The sequence below is a fragment of the Pseudomonas frederiksbergensis genome (genome assembly GCF_003732705.1).
GTDB classification, from domain to species: domain Bacteria; phylum Pseudomonadota; class Gammaproteobacteria; order Pseudomonadales; family Pseudomonadaceae; genus Aquipseudomonas; species Aquipseudomonas frederiksbergensis_F.
This window is the reverse complement of record NZ_MOBR01000001.1, coordinates 57,233-76,514: the sequence shown is the minus strand read 5'-3', so window position 1 is coordinate 76,514 and position 19,282 is coordinate 57,233. Positions and strand designations below refer to the sequence as shown.

General features: G+C 55.1%; 15 protein-coding genes and 1 pseudogene. 13 read left to right on the top strand and 3 right to left on the bottom strand.

Annotation, left to right across the window (positions count from 1 at the left end):
* The first annotated feature begins 32 nt into the window (after positions 1 to 32).
* The 9 genes from metH (at position 33) to BK667_RS00335 (ending at position 14,946) form a co-directional block, all read left to right on the top strand.
* Positions 33 to 3,743: a methionine synthase gene (gene metH / locus BK667_RS00375; RefSeq protein WP_123596480.1), complete on the top strand. Its 3,711-nt coding sequence runs from the start codon at positions 33 to 35 to the stop codon at positions 3,741 to 3,743.
* Positions 3,744 to 3,943: 200 nt separating this feature from the next.
* Positions 3,944 to 4,564, top strand: a complete 621-nt coding sequence (locus tag BK667_RS00370) for a transglycosylase SLT domain-containing protein (RefSeq protein WP_123596479.1) — start codon at positions 3,944 to 3,946, stop codon at positions 4,562 to 4,564.
* A gap of 262 nt (positions 4,565 to 4,826) precedes the next feature.
* Positions 4,827 to 6,875, top strand: a complete 2,049-nt coding sequence (locus BK667_RS00365; protein WP_123596478.1) for a type VI secretion system Vgr family protein — start codon at positions 4,827 to 4,829, stop codon at positions 6,873 to 6,875.
* Positions 6,866 to 7,729: a DUF4123 domain-containing protein gene (locus tag BK667_RS00360; protein WP_123596477.1), complete on the top strand. Its 864-nt coding sequence runs from the start codon at positions 6,866 to 6,868 to the stop codon at positions 7,727 to 7,729. Before BK667_RS00365 ends, BK667_RS00360 begins: the two co-directional genes overlap by 10 nt.
* A gap of 36 nt (positions 7,730 to 7,765) precedes the next feature.
* Positions 7,766 to 11,017, top strand: coding sequence for a hypothetical protein (locus BK667_RS00355; RefSeq protein WP_123596476.1), 3,252 nt, complete (start codon positions 7,766 to 7,768; stop codon positions 11,015 to 11,017).
* 19 nt (positions 11,018 to 11,036) lie between these two features.
* Entirely contained in the window at positions 11,037 to 12,011 is a 975-nt protein-coding gene (locus BK667_RS00350; RefSeq protein WP_123509545.1) for a tetratricopeptide repeat protein, read from the top strand.
* A 5-nt stretch (positions 12,012 to 12,016) separates the two neighbouring features.
* On the top strand, positions 12,017 to 12,991 hold the full coding sequence (locus tag BK667_RS00345; protein ID WP_123509546.1) for a tetratricopeptide repeat protein: 975 nt from the start codon (positions 12,017 to 12,019) through the stop codon (positions 12,989 to 12,991).
* Entirely contained in the window at positions 12,937 to 13,965 is a 1,029-nt protein-coding gene (locus BK667_RS00340) for a tetratricopeptide repeat protein (protein ID WP_259697813.1), read from the top strand. Before BK667_RS00345 ends, BK667_RS00340 begins: the two co-directional genes overlap by 55 nt.
* 42 nt (positions 13,966 to 14,007) lie before the next feature.
* A complete protein-coding gene (locus tag BK667_RS00335) occupies positions 14,008 to 14,946 on the top strand; it encodes a tetratricopeptide repeat protein (protein WP_259697812.1) in 939 nt (312 codons plus the stop codon).
* 79 nt (positions 14,947 to 15,025) lie between these two features.
* Here the strand turns inward: BK667_RS00335 and BK667_RS00330 are convergent, their stop codons facing one another.
* The gene (locus BK667_RS00330; RefSeq protein WP_123509549.1) at positions 15,026 to 15,322 is read right to left on the bottom strand and encodes a hypothetical protein; all 297 of its coding nucleotides are present in this window, start codon (positions 15,320 to 15,322) and stop codon (positions 15,026 to 15,028) included.
* A gap of 508 nt (positions 15,323 to 15,830) precedes the next feature.
* Between BK667_RS00330 and BK667_RS00320 the strand changes: the two genes are divergently transcribed.
* Complete coding sequence (locus BK667_RS00320) at positions 15,831 to 16,100, top strand: DUF2790 domain-containing protein (protein WP_123509550.1); 270 nt, start codon at positions 15,831 to 15,833, stop codon at positions 16,098 to 16,100.
* Positions 16,101 to 16,190: 90 nt separating this feature from the next.
* Positions 16,191 to 16,586 carry a hypothetical protein gene (locus tag BK667_RS00315; protein WP_123509551.1) on the top strand — a complete coding sequence of 132 codons (396 nt, stop codon included), beginning with the start codon at positions 16,191 to 16,193 and terminating at the stop codon, positions 16,584 to 16,586.
* On the opposite strand, the gene BK667_RS00310 is transcribed toward BK667_RS00315, so the two are convergent.
* Positions 16,583 to 16,852 carry a DUF1652 domain-containing protein gene (locus tag BK667_RS00310; RefSeq protein WP_123509552.1) on the bottom strand — a complete coding sequence of 90 codons (270 nt, stop codon included), beginning with the start codon at positions 16,850 to 16,852 and terminating at the stop codon, positions 16,583 to 16,585. The genes BK667_RS00315 and BK667_RS00310 overlap by 4 nt on opposite strands.
* Before the next feature lie 385 nt (positions 16,853 to 17,237).
* Between BK667_RS00310 and eco the strand changes: the two genes are divergently transcribed.
* The gene (eco, locus tag BK667_RS00305) at positions 17,238 to 17,720 is read left to right on the top strand and encodes a serine protease inhibitor ecotin (protein ID WP_123596473.1); all 483 of its coding nucleotides are present in this window, start codon (positions 17,238 to 17,240) and stop codon (positions 17,718 to 17,720) included.
* A 144-nt stretch (positions 17,721 to 17,864) separates the two neighbouring features.
* Complete coding sequence (locus tag BK667_RS00295) at positions 17,865 to 18,170, top strand: NIPSNAP family protein (protein ID WP_123509553.1); 306 nt, start codon at positions 17,865 to 17,867, stop codon at positions 18,168 to 18,170.
* A 31-nt stretch (positions 18,171 to 18,201) separates the two neighbouring features.
* Here the strand turns inward: BK667_RS00295 and ilvA are convergent.
* A pseudogene (gene ilvA, locus BK667_RS00290) lies at positions 18,202 to 19,197 on the bottom strand (threonine ammonia-lyase, biosynthetic); the annotation flags it as partial.
* Between the last annotated feature and the right edge of the window lie 85 nt (positions 19,198 to 19,282).

The following is a 19,282-nucleotide window of genomic DNA, read 5'->3' as shown; positions in this document are numbered from 1 at the left end:
GCCCTTCGTCATGGTCTTTCCGAGTAGTCCAAATGTCCGATCGCAGTGTTCGCCTTCAAGCTCTCAAGCACGCCCTCAAAGAGCGCATCCTGATTCTCGACGGCGGCATGGGCACGATGATCCAGAGCTACAAGCTCGAAGAGCAGGATTACCGTGGCAAACGCTTCGCCGACTGGCCGAGCGACGTCAAGGGCAACAACGACCTGCTGATACTGACCCGTCCGGACGTGATTGGCGGCATCGAGAAAGCCTACCTGGATGCCGGCGCCGACATTCTGGAAACCAACACCTTCAACGCCACCCGGATTTCCATGGCCGACTACGGCATGGAAGAACTGGCCTACGAACTGAACGTAGAAGGCGCTCGCCTGGCGCGCAAGGTGGCCGATGCGAAAACCCTCGAGAATCCGGACAAGCCGCGCTTCGTCGCTGGCGTGCTCGGCCCCACCAGCCGCACCTGCTCGCTGTCCCCGGACGTGAACAACCCCGGCTACCGCAACGTGACCTTCGATGAACTGGTGGAAAACTACACCGAGGCCACCAAAGGCCTGATCGAAGGCGGCGCCGACCTGATCCTGATCGAAACCATTTTCGACACGTTGAACGCCAAAGCCGCGATCTTCGCCGTGCAAGGGGTGTTCGAAGAGTTGGGCGTCGAACTGCCGATCATGATTTCCGGCACCATCACCGACGCCTCCGGCCGTACCCTGTCGGGCCAGACCACCGAAGCGTTCTGGAACTCCGTAGCCCACGCCAAGCCTATCTCGGTCGGCCTGAACTGCGCCCTCGGCGCCAGCGAATTGCGCCCGTACCTGGAAGAGCTGTCGAACAAGGCCGGCACCCACGTCTCGGCGCACCCGAACGCCGGCCTGCCGAACGAATTCGGCGAGTACGACGAACTGCCGTCGGAAACCGCCAAGGTCATCGAGGAATTCGCCCAAAGCGGCTTCCTCAACATCGTCGGCGGTTGCTGCGGCACCACGCCGGGGCACATCGAAGCCATCGCCAAAGCCGTGGCCGGTTATGCACCACGTGAAATTCCGGATATCCCGAAGGCTTGCCGCCTGTCGGGCCTGGAACCGTTCACCATCGACCGCAACTCGTTGTTCATCAACGTCGGCGAGCGCACCAATATCACCGGTTCCGCCAAATTTGCCCGCCTGATCCGTGAAGACAACTACACCGAAGCCCTGGAAGTCGCCCTGCAGCAGGTCGAAGCCGGCGCCCAGGTGATCGACATCAACATGGACGAAGGGATGCTCGATTCGAAGAAGGCCATGGTGACCTTCCTCAATCTGATTGCCGGTGAACCGGACATCTCCCGCGTGCCGATCATGATCGACTCCTCGAAGTGGGAAGTGATCGAGGCCGGCCTGAAATGCATCCAGGGCAAGGGCATCGTCAACTCGATCAGCATGAAAGAAGGCGTCGAGCAGTTCATTCATCACGCCAAACTGTGCAAGCGCTACGGCGCCGCAGTCGTGGTGATGGCCTTCGACGAAGCCGGCCAGGCCGACACCGAAAAGCGCAAGAAAGAAATCTGCAAACGCTCCTACGACATTCTGGTCAACGAAGTCGGCTTCCCGCCGGAAGACATCATCTTCGACCCGAACATCTTCGCCATCGCCACCGGCATCGAAGAACACAACAACTACGCTGTGGACTTCATCAATGCCTGTGCCTACATCCGCGACGAACTGCCGTATGCCCTGACCTCCGGCGGCGTGTCCAACGTGTCGTTCTCGTTCCGGGGCAACAACCCGGTGCGCGAGGCGATTCACTCGGTGTTCCTGCTGTATGCGATCCGCAACGGCCTGACCATGGGCATCGTCAACGCCGGTCAGCTGGAGATCTACGACCAGATCCCGGCCGAACTGCGTGACGCCGTGGAAGACGTGGTGCTCAACCGCACCCCGGAAGGCACCGACGCCCTCCTCGCCATCGCCGACAAGTACAAGGGCGATGGCAGCGTCAAGGAAGCCGAAACCGAAGAATGGCGCGGCTGGCCGGTCAACAAGCGCCTGGAGCATGCGCTGGTCAAGGGCATCACCACGCACATTGTTGAGGACACTGAAGAATCCCGTCAGTCGTTCAACCGTCCGATCGAAGTGATCGAAGGCCCGCTGATGTCCGGCATGAACATCGTCGGCGACCTGTTCGGCGCCGGCAAAATGTTCCTGCCGCAGGTGGTGAAATCCGCCCGCGTCATGAAGCAGGCCGTGGCCCACTTGATCCCGTTCATCGAGCTGGAAAAAGGCGACAAGCCGGAAGCCAAGGGCAAGATCCTGATGGCCACGGTCAAGGGCGACGTGCACGACATCGGCAAGAACATCGTCGGCGTGGTGCTGGGCTGTAACGGCTACGACATCGTCGACCTCGGCGTGATGGTCCCGGCGGAGAAAATCCTGCAAGTGGCCAAAGAGCAGAAGTGCGACATCATCGGCCTGTCCGGCCTGATCACGCCGTCGCTGGATGAAATGGTTCACGTCGCTCGCGAGATGCAGCGCCAGGATTTCCACCTGCCACTGATGATCGGTGGCGCGACCACCTCCAAAGCGCACACCGCAGTGAAGATCGAACCGAAATACAGCAACGACGCAGTGATCTACGTCACCGACGCCTCCCGCGCCGTGGGCGTGGCCACGCAGTTGCTGTCCAAGGAATTGAAGCCGGCCTTCATCGAGAAGACGCGCCTGGAATACATCGAAGTCCGCGAGCGCACCGCCAACCGCAGCGCCCGCACCGAGCGCCTGAGCTACCCGGCGTCCATCGCCAAGAAGCCGCAGTTTGACTGGAGCACTTACGAGCCGGTCAAACCGACCTTTACTGGTTCCCGCGTGCTGGACAATATCGACCTGAAAGTCCTGGCCGAATACATCGACTGGACACCGTTCTTTATCTCCTGGGACCTGGCCGGCAAGTTCCCGCGCATCCTTGAAGACGAAGTGGTCGGTGAAGCCGCGACCTCGCTGTACGCCGATGCCAAGGAAATGCTCGCCAAACTGATCGACGAGAAGCTGATCAGCGCCCGTGCGGTGTTCGGTTTCTGGCCGGCCAATCAGGTGCGTGAGGATGACATCGAAGTCTATGGCGACGACGGCAAGCCGATTGCCAAGTTGCATCACTTGCGCCAGCAGATCATCAAGACCGACGGCAAGCCGAACTTCTCCCTCGCCGACTTTGTTGCGCCGAAGGACAGCGAAATCACCGACTACGTGGGCGGCTTCATCACCACCGCCGGGATCGGCGCCGAAGAAGTGGCCAAGGCGTATCAGGACGCGGGCGACGATTACAACTCGATCATGGTCAAGGCCCTGGCCGACCGCTTGGCCGAAGCCTGCGCCGAGTGGCTGCACCAACAAGTGCGTAAAGAGCACTGGGGTTATGCCAAGGACGAAACCCTGGACAACGAGGCACTGATCAAAGAGCAATACACCGGCATTCGCCCGGCACCCGGCTACCCGGCCTGCCCGGATCACACCGAGAAAGGCACCTTGTTCGCCCTGCTCGACCCTGAAGCCAGCGAAATGCACGCGGGCCGTAGCGGCGTGTTCCTCACCGAGCACTACGCGATGTTCCCGGCAGCGGCGGTCAGCGGCTGGTACTTCGCCCACCCGCAGGCGCAATACTTCGCCGTCGGCAAGATCGACAAGGACCAGGTGCAGAGCTACACCTCGCGCAAGGGCCAGGAACTGAGCGTCACCGAACGCTGGTTGGCGCCGAACCTCGGTTACGACAACTAAGCCCCTGTGGGAGCGGGCCTGCTCGCGAAGAGGGTGTGTCAGTCGACATTAATGTGGCTGATCCACCGCATTCGCGAGCAGGCTCGCTCCCACACTGATTTAGGGCGCTCGATTCACCTTGGCCATAACCCATAATCCCCCCCGCCTCTGCCGTGGTTGGGTAAACTGTCGCCCTTTTACGCGGACAGGAAGACGGGCTTTTGAGCACACGGCAGACGGCTGGACTTTTGTTACTCACGGCATTACTGGCCGGCTGCAGCACCTCGCCGCCCCGCGCCCCCAACGATCTGTGTGAGATTTTTCGGGAAAAAAGCGACTGGTACGACGCCGCCCAAGTCACGCAAAAACGCTGGGGCGTGCCGATCCAGGTGCCCTTCGCGATCATGTATCAAGAATCCGGCTATCGCCACGACGCCAAGACCCCGCGCAAATACCTGCTTTGGATAATCCCTTGGGGCCGGGTCTCAACGGCATCGGGCTACGCCCAGGCCAAGGATGAAGTGTGGTCCGACTATCAGAAAAGCACCGGTAGAAGCGGCGCCGACCGCGAGGATTTCGATGACGCCATCGACTTCGTGGGTTGGTACATGGACAAGACCGCCAGCATCAACGGCGTGTACAAATACGACGCTTTTGGGCAGTACCTGAACTACCACGAAGGCTGGGGCGGGTATCGTCAGAAAACCTATGCCAGTAAAGCCTGGCTGGTGGCCACGGCGGGCAAGGTCCAGGGCCGATCCGATATGTATGCTCAGCAATATGCCGGGTGCAAGAACGATCTGAATCGCGGGTTCTGGAGCCGGTTCTGGCATTGGCTTTGAGGCACCGCGCGCGAAGGTTCTTACGTGCGGCAGCTGGCTTTAGTCTGAAAATGACCGTTAGTTCTTCGGTACGGCCCTGACCCTGGGCCACCCTGAACCTGACGATTTGCCGATCAACCCCCGCATTTACTGGCTAAAACCCGGCCCTTAAGGGTTTTCCCTATAGATGAGGTGGCCCTCACCTACGGCATTTGCGCCTTGAACGCGCCCGGTTAATCCTGCACCATCCGCTCCAGCTTATTCAAAGGACGGAATTCAAGGCATGCTGGACGCGAACGCAACCCATATCACCCTCACGCTGGAAGGTGTTTCCGCCGACCTTCAAGTGCTCAGTTTCGTCGGTCGCGAAGCCCTCAACCAGCCGTTCAGTTTCGACATCGAACTGGTCAGCGCCCGCCCCGACCTGAAACTCGAAGAGCTGCTGCACAAGCCTGGCTGCCTGACCTTCGGCGCCACCGGCAAAGGCATCATCCACGGCCAGGTCTATCGCATCGAGCAAGGCGACTCCGGCAAAAAGCTGACCCGCTACAGCCTCAGCCTGGTGCCGCAACTCGCCTACCTGCGGCACAACCATGACCAGCAGATCTTCCAGCATCTGACGGTGCCGAAGATCATCGGCCAGGTACTCGAAGCGCGGGGCATTCTGGCCGACGCCTACAGCTTCCAGCTCGGCGCGATCTACCCCGAACGCGATTACTGCGTGCAGTACGACGAATCCGACCTGCATTTCATCCAGCGCCTGTGCGAAGAAGAAGGCATTCACTTCCACTTCCAGCACTCCGCCAGCGGCCACAAACTGGTGTTCGGCGACGACCAGACCGTGTTCCGCAAACTTGCGCCGGTGGCCTACCAGCAAGACTCCGGCATGGCCGCCGAAAAAACCGTGATCAAGCGCTTCAACCTGCGCCTGGAAACCCGCACCACCCGCGTCAGCCGCCGGGACTACGACTTCGAAAAACCGCGCCTGCTGCCAGAAGGTGCTGCGAAAACCGAGTTCGCTCCAGACCTGGAAGACTACGATTACCCCGGTCGCTTCACCGACCGCGAACGCGGCAAGCAACTGGCAACCCGCGCCCTTGAGCGCCACCGTAGCGACTACAAACTCGCCGAAGGCAAAAGCGACGAACCGATCCTGGTCAGCGGCCACTTCCTGGCCCTGAGCGAACACCCGCGCGCCGAGTGGAACGACCTCTGGCTGCTGCTGGAAGTCGTCCACGAAGGCAAACAACCGCAAGTGCTCGGCGAAAACGTCACCAGCGACGTCACCGACAACAAGGACGACTTCCACCAGGGCTACCGCAACCGCTTCCTCGCCACCCCGTGGGACGCGCACTTCCGCCCCGCCCTCGAACACCCGAAACCCAAAGTCCTCGGCAGCCAGACCGCCATCGTCACCGGCCCCAAGGGCGAAGAGATCCACACCGACCAATACGGCCGCGTCAAAGTCCGGTTCCACTGGGACCGTGACGGCCAAGGCGACGACAACACCACCTGCTGGCTACGCGTCGCCACCGGCTGGGCCGGCAACGCCTACGGCGGCATCGCCATCCCGCGCATCGGCATGGAAGTGCTGGTGTCGTTCATGGAAGGCGACCCCGACCAACCGCTGGTCACCGGCTGCCTGTACCACAAGGAAAACGTCGTCCCCTACGACCTGCCGGCCAACAAAACCCGCAGCACCTTCAAAACCCTGAGCTCACCGGGTGGCAAGGGCTACAACGAATTCCGCATCGAAGACAAAAAAGGCGCAGAACAGATTTATCTGCATGCCCAGCGCGACTGGGATGAAAACATCGAGCACGACCAAAAAATCCGCATCGGCAATGAACGGCACGACACCGTTGAAGCGAACACCTACAGCGAATTCAAGGTTGAAGAACATCGCATCACCCATCTGGATCGCAAAAGCGAAGCGCGGGCGGATGATCACCTGACCGTTGCGGTTACCCAAAATGTGAAGATCGGGACGGCGCAGTTTGTCGAGGCAGGGACGGAGATTCACTACAACGCTGGGGAAAAGGTTGTGGTTGAGGGAGGGATGGAGCTTACGGCCAAGGCTGGCGGGAGCTTTGTGAAGATTGATGCCGGGGGCGTGACGATCAGTGGCGCTAACGTGAAGGTTAACTCCGGGGGTGGGCCGGGAGCGGGCACGCCGGCTGCGCCGTTGTTACCGGGGCCGATGAAAGTGGCGGATGCGGATGTAGCAGGCAAGGCCCCTCTTCCTAGCCGTCTCAACGAGTCGGGCATCACGCCGTTGTGCGGCAAACAAAGCAACGGCGCTTGCAGCCGTAAGGATTGCACATGCATGTAAAAGCGTTGAACGCCCTCCTCGCCGAACCTCGTTATTCGTTCGAACAACTGCCGAGAGAAGCATCGAGCCAGACGCTGTGCTTCATCATCGACCGCACCCGACAGCCTGAGGCCATGAGCCGCCTCTACCGCGTCGGCGAGCCGATGGTCTCCCAAGGCTTGTTCATCGGCACCGACTTCTCTGAGATCGCCGCTGACGGTCCCCTGTGGCTCACCGCGCCTTGGGGCAGCCGCCTCGCAGCCGAAGCCGCGAAGCTGTGTGAAGAAAACTATTCCGGCATCGCCCTGACCACTGACGATCCAGCCAAAGCGCTGGCCCATGCCCGCTGGTTGTTGCGCGCCAATGACGGTTCCGGCGGCCAAAGCTTGCTGAGCTATCACAAACCTAGCCTGTGGGTGGCATTGGCCTACACCGCAAGCGAGACCTCGCATCAGCTCTTCGGCCCTTGGCAAAACGTCTACTCCCCTGCCCCGGCCCACTTCGGCGCTAGCAACGGAAAATGGCTGAGCTGGCGCCCAGTCTCGGAACTCGAATGGTTGGGTGACGTCTCAGCGTTCAGCATCCCGGACGACGCACCAAAGGTCCAAGGGCGATTGGGTTGGGTTTACTGGGTCGACGAGCAATACACCGCCTTCGGCGAGCCTACCGACGAAGAACTGCCTAACATCGCAGAAAACCTCGATGCGCTGGTCAACCACAACATCTATGAAGGCCGCCACCTGCTCAAACTGGCCCACATCGCCAACGGCCCGCTGCTCGAAACACAGGCCCAAGCCATGGCCATCCTGCAATCCAGGGAAGAGTCGTTCATCAAGGTTGAACAGCTGAAGCAACTCGCCACCAGCGCCGCCTGATGAACCCGTCCGCGTAACGAATGAATGGAAGCATTTATGGAATCCAGTAACAGCGCAGCACCCAAGGCTGAAACGCCCATTACCCAGCCAGAAGCCGAAAAAGTTTGTCGGGATATCGGCGACCAGCCCGAGGCACCGGAGGACACTCCTGGGTCCCATGACAAAGTAAAAACGCCGTGCTCGACGACCTACGGCAGCGCGATTTATGACACAGAGAACGAATCATTCTGGCTGCTGCCGGAACGCACAAGCTCTGCACTTAAAGAATCAGCCAACGATCTGGATCAAAAAGTAAGTACCAGTAAATCTGCCGAGGAACGCAAAAAAGGCCTCTACGACTCAGGCTTGCTGGAGTACTTCCTCGAACCCAAGCTAGGCAACTTTCTCGAGGGCGAGCAGCAGACCCGCATGCTCGAGATCGAAACTCAGTACCCGACTATCAGCAATCTCGACGCTACGCTGCTGGCAGCTCAAGAACAGAGAAAAGCCGCAACCCAACCCGTTTCAGCCCCTGCAACGCCTCTGACGCGCCTCCAACAGGACGAAATCAAAAAGTCCGAATGGATGGCGGCGCAAGAAGATGCAAAGCGAGTTCACGGGGTTTATGGGGAATGGCAAAAACTGAAGAGCGCTGCAGTCACCATCGCCAAGAAAAAGGGTTATGCCTATGAAAGTGGCAGCCTGTATTCCCCCAAGGCCCTTGCTGCGCGAGAAGGTGTTCATAAATACCTGAAAGCGCGAGAGGAACTGCTTAAAGAAAAAGACCTGGCAACATTGGGCTCGGCTGAACTGGCACCGTTGCTGGCTGAAGACAAAAAGCGATTAGACGAGATCGCGACCTGTGGCCTGAATAACAAACTTCCCCTTTGTACTTACATGCGCGATCAGGAAACACAGCGCTTAAAAAGAAAGGCCACATACGTCGCGTACCTTGACTCCATTAAGGATGTGGCTCAGTACGGCATCGCCTTACCCGAATTCGCTCTGATTCCCGCGGCAGGTGCTTCGGTCGAGGGCGGCGTAGATCTGTTCAAGCAATACTTGGCGCTTGAAAAAAAGCAGACAGAAGTCAACGAACGTCTCAGCAAAAAATACAAAGGCTGGATCGAAGCAAGCGGTCGGCAAGCCAAGGCTCCGGCGAATTTAGTTTCCGCGGAGCGGACCGAATGGGATCGCTTGCAGGTCGACAAAGACAAGTTGCGGCTGCAGGCCGAGAAGAATATGGAAACCGCGACCGTTCGCCGATACCTGTTGTGGGAGCCCGAACAGTTCCAGCCCAAGCCTGAAGATCGCCTGGTCAAGAATGGCTTTCCGCTCCACGAAATGAGCATGCTGGACGATCCCAAGAAGCCGTTGACTTACCTCAGCATGCTCACGCTTCCAAGATTGAAAAAAACCTTGGGTGAGGACTGGAAAAAAGTCGGTGCCAAGGTCAAGGACCTGACCAAGCGCCCTGGCAATAGTGATGGCAAAGCAGCGAAAGACAGTGAACTGAACCTGTTTGGCCAATGGCTTGTGAACGAAGGTGCGCTGCGGATCAAAGACCAGGAAAGTGACTGGTTTACTGCTGAAGGATGGTTCGACATCGAGCTGTTTCACGGCTTCCTGCAAAAAAAGAACTACAAAGTCACCTCTCTGGACAGTGCCGGCAGCCGCAAAGAATGGGGAACCCGCCTGCAACAAGTGCTGTTCAAAGACAACGTGCGCAAGACCTTCCGCATATTCGATGTCAGCCCGCAAGCACAATTGGTTCGCTGCTTGACCGCGTCTTCTTCGAATATCCTTCACGGCTCAGTGAAGGTTGAAGGCCCTGCTTTCACCGTAGCGGAAGGCTTCAAGGCCTCGGCCAACGCGTCCTTTGCGGTGGACCTTGCCCAAGGTGAAGTCGAACTGTTCAAAGTCGACCTGCCGGAACGCAGCAAAGCCAAGGAAATCAAATTCACTTATCTGGACGGACGTAACGTCCAGCAGACGATGAATCTCGGCCGATTTTCGTTGTACCTCGGCGCCAAAGCCTGGGGCTATGCCGGCGCCTCACTGCTGCTTTCCACGGAAATTGCGCTCGACGTCGGCAACGCCGGATTCCACCTGGCGCCGCCCGAACCTGTCGTTCGTACCGGCGACAAGCGCGACTTCGTCCACACCGAAACCAGCGGTCAAACGAAAGCAGTCCCTGCAAAGCTGCAAGTGCAGAACGGCGGCAAAGCCGCGTTCAATCTATTCGCCGGTCTGCAATCCGGCATCATGATCACCGGCGCCCTGAACTGGGCCCCTCCCTCAGAAGTCGCCATGTTGCAACGGGCACCTACAGCGGGGCCCAAAGACTCAATGAAGGTCAACGAATGGTTCAGCCTCGCTCGCCTTTCAGCAGAGTTCAGCGTGGCGGCGGGATTCGGCGCTAAAGGTGAAGCCAGTATTTCGCTGTATGACGGACGTTTGATCCTGGTACTGAAAGCTTCGTTGATAGCCGGACCTGGCGTGGGTGGGGCTTTCAAATTTGAAGTGGGTTACGACGCGGTGACGGAGTTGATTAACTTGTTCCGTCGAGAGCTCTATAAGAACAAACAGAATCCGTTTATCACGGTTGATGACAAGGCATTTACCTTGATGTCGAACCTCAACACCTTGGCTGTTTGTGGGTTTGATGTTGGGATGGTGTATTTGTTGGGGATTGATACTGTGATGTCGATCTATGAATCGTTGACCGCTGCGGGCAAAGGTGGGCCGATTGCGGATACCATTATCAATTATGAAAATCAGGCGGAGCTTGAGGAATGGTGTGTGAATGCTATTCCGGGAGCACTGGGACCTTTATTGTTTACATTGATAAGTCCCCCTGAAGAGTTCACCGTCACGATTACAACTAGTACAGCGGACACTTCAAGCAAAGAGGCAACACGCAAATACAACGAAGATCAATCACACCTACTTCAGCAAAAAGCGATCGAGCGCATACTCGGCTGGATTATAAATCGAGCTAACAAGCAAAACTCGATTGATAAAGCCCGAAGTCAATTCGAAGATATTTGCGCATGCATGAATCGCTTTGGCGTAAAACCAGCAGAAGCTGGGCAGCAATATTGCGAAAGTCGTTTAGCGCTGGACAACTTCATGGCAGAGGCTGTTCTTCGTCTAACTGAACGTGATGGGGATGATATGCGAGCGGACTACAAATCTCACGTAAAAACACTTGGCGCAAATAGAGACGCCCTTTGCCAGCGTAGTCAATATTTTGGTCGCACTTACATTCCATCAGGCAAGACAACCTATATTGGTCCTGCTAATTAAGCCTAGAGAAGGGAAAAGCATGTCACCGAGAGTATTTTTAGCCGCTTTCATCTTACTACTGGGCGCTAGCAATGCATGGGCTCAGCTGACTTCAGAGCAAAAGCTGGCAAAAGATCGTGGTATAGTGCTTTTCAATCAGCTTAAAGCTGTATCCGCTACCCCATTCCTGACTGTCGCTGCAGAAGCGGGCGATCCTGAGGCGCAATATTTTCTAGCAGAGTCGCTAAGAGCTAAAAATCATTATATGAACTCCGAAGCCAGACACTGGTATGAGGCCGCCGCAGCTCAAAATGATTTGTACGCAATGATTCAACTCGGGCGCAGCAAAAACGATATTTGCGATTTAAAGAATGATTGCCCAGCGAATGAAAAAAAGGCTGCTGAGTGGTTGAACCAAGCCCGAGATCTCGCAAAACCAAAAGCAGACCTAGGGGATGCTGAAGCGATGTTCATCATGTACGAGCTCACACTAGATGATAGCTGGCTCGAAAAATCAGCTTCAGCCGGGCATGCGATTGCGCAGTACTGGCTGGCTGTAGGCTATAAACAAGGCGATGGAGTGTTTCTACCATGGAAACGCTCAGAAGCAGTTGCGAAATGGTTTAAAGCTTCTGCTGAAGGCGGTTATCCAAAATCAATGATGGAGTACGCGGCGATCTTGTATGAAAAGGGGGATCTGGATGGATTTCGCCATTGGAATGAACAAGCTGCTTTAGCAGGTTACGCATCTACAGTTTATGGTTATGGATCCGACCTGGCTCATGAACCAGATACATATGGCTTTCCACTCGACATCATTAAAGGTTACGCACTCGTATACTCACTTAAAGAGCTCGATGGCGGCGGTGGATTACAGGCACGGGTCGAAAGCAAGCTTCCAAAAATTGCTGCAAAGATGACACCAGAACAAATAGTGGAGGCCCAACTGTTCGCTCAAAAGTGGAAGCTTACTCATCCACCACTATCTTTTTTTCCTGACAGACTAAGTCACTAAACTCAGTGCACTATCTTTTGGCACGTGCGCTCTTAATCACAACCATCTCGACTAGTGTGCATGCAGACTTATCTGCCAGTCCGCAAGTAGCAAAACAGGCGGGGCTGGTTTTCTATAATCAACTGAAAGCCACCTCCGCAGTTCCCCTTCTCACTATTTCTGCTACGACGGGGGATGATGAAGCACAATATTTTCTTGGCGAATCATTACGAAAGAAAAATCACTATATGAATGCTGAGGCTCGTAAGTGGTACGAAGCCTCAGCGAACCAAGGCAATCTTTACGCGATGATCCAGTTAGGACGAAGCGAAAAAAATCTCTGTCAGTTTTCGAACGATTGCGATCCAACGCTAAAACGACCAATCGACTGGTTAAATCTCGCCCAAAATTTGGCGAAGCCTAAAGCTGAGCAAGGCGACGCAGAAGCCATGTTCATCATGTATCAACTCACGATAGATCAAGACTGGCTAGAGAAGTCGGCAAATGCCGGTCACGCTATCGCACAGTACTGGATGGCAGTCGGTGAACAAGAAGGGAATGGCAAATTCCTGCTGCCTTGGAAACGGTCCGAATCCATTGCCATGTGGTTAAAAGCTTCTTCTGAAAGGGGCTACCCTAAAGCGATGATGGCTTACGTAGCAGTCTTGTATAAAGAAGGCGACATGGAGGGTGTTCGTCATTGGCTGGAGGAAGCAGCAAAAACAGGTGAGCAGAATGCTGTAAGTACCTACGGCGCCTATCTGACTCATACGCCCGATAAGGTCGGTTACCCCTTGGATTTGGTAAAAGGCTATGCACTCGTTTCGCTTCTGAAGGAGCTTGATGGTGGCGGCAGTGTTCGGGATTACCTTGAAGTTAAGCTACCGGAGATAGAGGCAAAAATGACGCCTGAGCAAATTTCACAAGCGAACGAGTTTGCGAAAAAATGGAAACTCACACATCCACCTTTGTCGTTTTTTCCGGAAAAATTGAGCCATTGATTTCAATTAAAAGAATAATGATATGCGCATTGCTGCTCACGGCAATTACAAATAATGCGTACGCTGAACTTAATACAGAACAAAAATTAGCAAAGACCAAAGGAATAACTCTCTACAATCAATATAAAGCCATTTCTGCAATTCCATACCTAAAGCTTGCAGCTGAAGGAGGAGATGGTGAAGCCATGTATTACTTGGGTGAGGCCATAAGAAAAAACAATCGCTATATGAATGTTGAAGCGCAAAAGGCGTATGAGGACTCTGCAGCGCTAGGCAATATTTATTCAATGATAAGGCTTGGACGATCGACAGATGACCCATGTACCGAAATGAATAATTGTCCAAAAGGAAAAAAATCGGCACAAGAGTGGATGGATATAGCCAAAAAATCTGCTGATCTAGACGCAGAGCGCGGAAACTCCGAGTCAATGTATTTATTGTATGAAATATCCGGCGATGATAAATGGTTAGAAAAATCTGCAGCCAGTGGCTTTTCTCTCGCGCAATTTCGTTTAGCTACAAAATATCAAGAAGGAGGCGGGTTTTCCCTACTCCCCTCAAATCGATTAGATGCCATAGAGCGCTGGATGAAAGCTTCTGCAGAAGGTGGCTATCCTCCTGGCATGATGGGGTTCGCTGCAGTCTCAATAGAAAAAAAGGATCTTGAAAGCTTCCGAAACTGGAACGAAAAAGCAGCTGCTTCAGGGTATGTAGAGGGAGTATTTGGTTATGGCTCTTACTTAGGAGAAAACCCTTCCAACTACGGATTCAAACCTGACCTTGTTAAATCTTATGCTCTACTTTCTCTCCTTTTCGAACTTGACGGGGGTGGTAATGTACGACGAGATGTAGAGGATGTGCTACCGGATATTGCAAAAAAAATGTCACCTGAGCAAATAAACGAAGCCAAACGCTTTTCAGAGGGTTGGAAATCTAGCCACCCGCCACTTTCTTTCTTCCCTGATAAGCTATGAAAAACTGACACTATGAGAGTGTATTATTTATGCGTCCTTCTTATGATTGCCCCTCTTTCATGTTTTGGCGCTGAGCTTACTGCTGAGCAACAAACCGCAAAAACGCAAGGCATCGTACTTTACAATCAATTCAAAGCGATTTCCGCAACACCGTTACTTAAAATCTCTGCAGATGCTGGCGATCACGAAGCCCAATATTATCTCGGCGAAGCAATACGCAAAAACAATAGATATATGACGTCTGAAGCTTTGAGCGCCTATGAAGCATCGGCACTTCAGGGCGATACCTACTCAATGATAAGGCTTGCGGGGGATACGAATGACCTTTGCGTCACTATGGGCAATTGTCCTCAAGGCCGAAAAGAACCGAGCGAGTGGAGAAAGTTGGCTTTGGACAGTGCTGGCGCGGAAGCAGTCAAAGGCAATGCAGAGGCGATGTACTTGATGTTCCGCCTTACTGGCGATGACATGTGGCTGGAAAAATCAGCAGAAAAAGGATACGCATTCGCCCAATATTATCTAGGAATGGGATACCGCGACGGAAAAGGCTTTTTTGCTCTTCCCTCAAGTAGAGCAGATACAGTAGAACGCCTGATGAAAGCGTCCGCCGAAGGTGGTTACCCTCCAGGCATGATGACGTATGTAGAAGTACTTGCGACAAAAAAAGACTATGTAACACTCAGAGTCTGGTATGAAAAGGCTGCCGAGTCTGGATACGCGAGTGCTGTATTTGGTTATGGCTCATATCTCTCTAAAAACCCCTCAGAGCTCGGATTCCCTTATGAGCCAGTAAAAGCTTACGCGTTAATTTCAACTTTACTTGAACTTGATGGTGGGGGCGGCCTACAAAAATACGCCAAGGAGATGCTTCCTGAAATCGCAGAAAAATTGACTCCTGAACAAATCGAACAAGCAAAGCAAATATCCAAAGAATGGAAATCGACACACCCACCACTGTCGTATTTCCCCGATAAATTGTGAGTCCAATAGCATCTCGAATATTTATTCTTCCGAACAGGCCAAGCTCTTAGGAGCCCGGCCTGCTCGAAGTGTCAAATCATCAGACCGGCGCCTTCCACCCCAACATCTGCTGCTGCGCGACTTGCAGCAAATCAAACCCATCCTGCGTCAATAAATACAGCGCATGGGTGATATGTGGAATGTCCTGGACATCACCATCTCTAAAACACTGGCAATGCAACGTTTCCAGCAAATTACTGGAGGCACGAATTCGCTGCATGGCGGCTTCGAGAATGTCTTGGGGATTGGCCTCGGTGTCGATGACCATGGGGTTCGTGTCGGTGACGTTGCTTTTGATTGAGCGATAGCGATCAGGGAAAGGATTTATCGTAGGCATAGTAATTACTCGAGTATTCATTAGTAATCGCCTGCACCGTGACCAAACGATGGAGGCGGCTGTGCACAGGCTTGGTCAACCGCTAACACTCAAAACGGCTCGCTCGAAAGCGTCCTGCACACAGCCACCATTGCAACGCACTACGAGACGTAGAAGTCCACAGCGCGAATGATGGCACATATATGTGCAGTGTTAACCAGGTGACCAAACCTGCTCGCTGATTTTGCAGCGAAGCCAAACAGTAATCGCTCCACCCCCAATACCGAAAGCAGACAAGGCATCCGCGCTTGTAGGAACACGCCTAACCTCCCGCAGTTTTTTTCCTCACATGAAATCTCTGTCAGAAATGCCTTCACGACCGGTGGCATTCATCCGGGTTAACCATCGCTTAACCCCGCGGTCCAAAACTTTACGGGACCGCACGCCTTCAGGCTTTCCTGATGCCCAGTGCGGCAGGTTCGACGCTTTTGACGTCGAGCTGACTTCAAGCCTGCACCGGAGAACCTCCATGAACATGCGCACTCTGCTGATCACCACCGCCCTCGCCTGCACCGCGTTCACTGGTCTGGCCCAGGCCGCCAGCTCTTCAACTTCCCAGGCTAAACCGTACGAGTACGGTATGCCGCTGCATGTGGGGAAGGTGGTTGCCTTGACCGAGCCTTCGACTACGGACTGCAAAGTGGTCACAGCGGACATGAAGTACATCGATAGCGTCTCGGGCAAGCCTTCGGAAATCACCTATCGGAAATTGTCTGACGCGTGCAGTTATCAGAACTGACAGAAGGTTCTGATTTGGCGTTTTGCGGTTTGCCTGTGAGGGTTCTGGCGCTATGCTCGGTGCCTCCCTCACTGCCGCAAAGGATTGGCCATGCAGTTATCGTTTCGTACGTTGTCGACGTTCACCGCCGCACTGTGTTTTCTGCTGGCGCTGGTGTGGGGTTTGCTGCCGGATCGATTGCTGGCCATCTGGGACATTGAATATTCGTCAGTGGCGGGGTTGGTCGCGCGGCGTAGCGCAGTATTGTTCGCGGCGCTGGGGGTGATGTTTTATCTGGTTCGCAACGAAGCGCCCTCCGCCACCCGAAGTGCGTTGAGCAATGGTTTTATTGTCGGCTGTTGGGGGCTGGCGGCACTGGGCTTCGGCGAATGGCTGAATGGCCATGCCGGGCCAGGGATTTTGCTGGCTGTCGGGGTCGAACTGGCGCTGGGCCTGGGGTTTTTCCAGGCCCGGCGCGTGTCGGTAGAACTTGAAACAGCGGGTTAAAGCGCTTTTCGGTCCAGATGCAACGGCTGGACTTGCGCCCTGTGCTGCATGTCCGAGCGAAGTTCGGCGATCAGGTCGTTGATTTCTCGACAACCATTCAAACGTTTAGCATTGATGCCGGTCACCAATAGATCGAGCTGATCGGTATGTGTGTCGGCGTAGACTTTTACGGTCATCGACAGGTCCGGCGATAGCGTGCATTGACAGCGCTTCGGCAAGAAGCTGCTTTCAATGATATTGCGTAGTTCCAAGGCAGATAGAAACATGGCGACCCTCTCCTTAATGTGAGACTGCCAATCAACATAAATATCGGTCGGTGATGGAGTAACCCGTTAATCGTCCGTGCGGGTCTGAACACTCCATGACGTGACCGTTCTCTCGTAGCAACGCTGGCTCATTAGAATCGTCGGCCAGCTTAAGACCAGCTACAGCATAAAACATGCCCAGGATTTCGCTCTGCACCTCGTCGGCAAATCAACGGCTTAGTGAAGGCGCTATCAAATTGCTCTCATGCAATTTGCAAGAAAGGCCTGTTACAGCCCTGCAATTTGCGGGTGTCAGGCGTGGGGTTGCATTAGTCGGGCATGGAAGTAAAAAATGCTACCCCATATTTCAGTATCCGCTGACCCCATTCACACGCAAGGAGGCATCATGGGTTCTTTGACCTTAATCACTACCGCCGGGCTGATAGTTGCCGGATTGTCGTGCTCGGCACAGGCGGCAAAACTGGAAGAGATTGCGCCGTTTCCCAAAGCCGAGAGCGGTTTCACGCGCCAGGTCATTCACCTGACGCCGCAAACTCAGGAAGACAGTTATCAAGTCGAGGTTCTGGCGGGCAAAACCTTGAGCGTGGACTGCAACCGTCAGCGCTTGGGCGGGATACTTGAAGAGAAGAATCTGGAGGGTTGGGGTTATCCGTTCTATCGCCTTGAAAAGGTGATTGGCCCGATGAGCACGATGATGGCTTGCCCTGATACCAAGACTAAAAAGGACTTTGTGCCGGTGGTCGGTGACGGGTTTATGTTGCGCTATAACAGTAAGCTGCCGATCGTGCTGTATGTGCCCAAGGATGTTGAGGTTCGTTATCGGATCTGGTCGGCGTCGAGCAAGGTTGAGAAGGCTGTTCAGGAATAGCCTGCCACAAATCCCCTTGTGGGAGCGGGCTTGCTCGCGAAGAGGCCTTCACATTCAACATTGATGGTGACTGGCATGCCGCCTTCGCGAGCAAGCCCGCTCCCACAGGGAATTGCGTTTACACCTAACCCTAGGAACCGACCTTTGATCACCTGCCACGTCAAATACGTCATCGACCCTTATCAGCTCAGCGAATTCGAAGCCTACGCCCAGGCCTGGCTCGGGATCGTCGAGCGTTTGGGCGGTACGCACCACGGGTATTTCCTGCCCTCCGAAGGTGCGAGCAATATCGCGTATTGCCTGTTCAGTTTTCCTTCGCTGGCGGACTACGAAAGCTACCGGCATATCGCAATGACCGACCCGGAAAGTACCGCGCTGGTGGCCTCGCTGGTGGAGAAGAAGTTCATCGTCAGCTACGAGCGCACGTTCCTGCGCCCGATGTTGCGCTGACATTCGCTAACACTGGGGCGCTGCAAACAGCGGCGCGCTCGGCAACATGACGCAAACTGTCGAAATTGATATTGGCGCCCGAATCGATGGCTACAAACGTCCGTCCCAGGACGCCTTTTTGGGCCACGTACTTCTTGATCCCGGCCACGGCCAATGCGCCGGAAGGTTCGGTGATCGAGCGAGTGTCGTCGTAGATGTTCTTGATCGCGGCACAGAGTTCGTCGTTGCTGACGGTGATCACGTCGTCGACACAAAACCGGCAGACTTCGAAACCATAAGCGCCGATTTGCGCGACTGCTACGCCATCGGCGAAGTTGCCTACATTGGGCAGGGTCACCCGCTCACCCGCCTGCATTGCCGCTTGCAGGCACGCGGAATGCTCCGACTCGACGCCGATGATGCGCACTTCAGGGCGCAGGTATTTGACGTACGCGGCAATGCCGGCGATCAGACCTCCGCCGCCCACCGGGACGAAGATGGAGTCTAGCGGGCCTTGGTGCTGGCGCAGAATTTCCATGGCGACGGTGCCCTGCCCGGCGATCACGTCCGGATCGTCGAACGGCGAGACAAAGGTGCGACCGGTTTGCTCTGCCAGCCTAAGTGCATATTCCAGGGCAAACGGAAAACTCTCGCCATGCAGCACCGCCTCGGCGCCCCGACTTCGCACGCCCAACACCTTCAACTCCGGCGTCGTGCAGGGCATGACGATGGTCGCGGCGATCCCCAACTGACGGGCCGCGTGCGCCACGCCCTGGGCGTGATTCCCGGCTGAAGCAGTGATCACGCCACGAGCCTTTTGCTCAGCGCTGAGCTGTACCAGTTTGTTGTAGGCGCCGCGGATCTTGAAGGAAAAGGTCGGTTGCAGGTCTTCTCGTTTGAGCAAGATCTGATTGCCCAGCGCCTCGGACAACCCAGGCGCTAGCTGCAGCGGTGTACGCACCGCCAGCTCATACACCGGCGCGGCGAGGATCTTTTTCACGTAGTGCTCAAGCAAACTTTGTTGGGCGGCAGTGCTGTTCATGCACATCTCCTGTTGTACACGTCCGGCAGCGTCTACGCCGGATGTGTTTCGATTCAAGACCCAGGAGACAGAAAGTAAAAACCCGCCTCTA

What these genes read in the sequence shown, in the direction of transcription:
- BK667_RS00315 (WP_123509551.1), top strand. Translation starts at nt 16,191, where the DNA reads ATGCAGTTATCGTTTCGTACGTTGTCGACGTTCACCGCCGCACTGTGT.
- eco (WP_123596473.1), top strand. Translation starts at nt 17,238, where the DNA reads ATGGGTTCTTTGACCTTAATCACTACCGCCGGGCTGATAGTTGCCGGA.
- BK667_RS00355 (WP_123596476.1), top strand. Translation starts at nt 7,766, where the DNA reads ATGGAATCCAGTAACAGCGCAGCACCCAAGGCTGAAACGCCCATTACC.
- BK667_RS00310 (WP_123509552.1), bottom strand. Translation starts at nt 16,852, where the DNA reads ATGTTTCTATCTGCCTTGGAACTACGCAATATCATTGAAAGCAGCTTC.
- BK667_RS00350 (WP_123509545.1), top strand. Translation starts at nt 11,037, where the DNA reads ATGTCACCGAGAGTATTTTTAGCCGCTTTCATCTTACTACTGGGCGCT.
- BK667_RS00335 (WP_259697812.1), top strand. Translation starts at nt 14,008, where the DNA reads ATGATTGCCCCTCTTTCATGTTTTGGCGCTGAGCTTACTGCTGAGCAA.
- BK667_RS00340 (WP_259697813.1), top strand. Translation starts at nt 12,937, where the DNA reads ATGGAAACTCACACATCCACCTTTGTCGTTTTTTCCGGAAAAATTGAG.
- metH (WP_123596480.1), top strand. Translation starts at nt 33, where the DNA reads ATGTCCGATCGCAGTGTTCGCCTTCAAGCTCTCAAGCACGCCCTCAAA.
- BK667_RS00365 (WP_123596478.1), top strand. Translation starts at nt 4,827, where the DNA reads ATGCTGGACGCGAACGCAACCCATATCACCCTCACGCTGGAAGGTGTT.
- BK667_RS00330 (WP_123509549.1), bottom strand. Translation starts at nt 15,322, where the DNA reads ATGCCTACGATAAATCCTTTCCCTGATCGCTATCGCTCAATCAAAAGC.
- BK667_RS00320 (WP_123509550.1), top strand. Translation starts at nt 15,831, where the DNA reads ATGAACATGCGCACTCTGCTGATCACCACCGCCCTCGCCTGCACCGCG.
- BK667_RS00360 (WP_123596477.1), top strand. Translation starts at nt 6,866, where the DNA reads ATGCATGTAAAAGCGTTGAACGCCCTCCTCGCCGAACCTCGTTATTCG.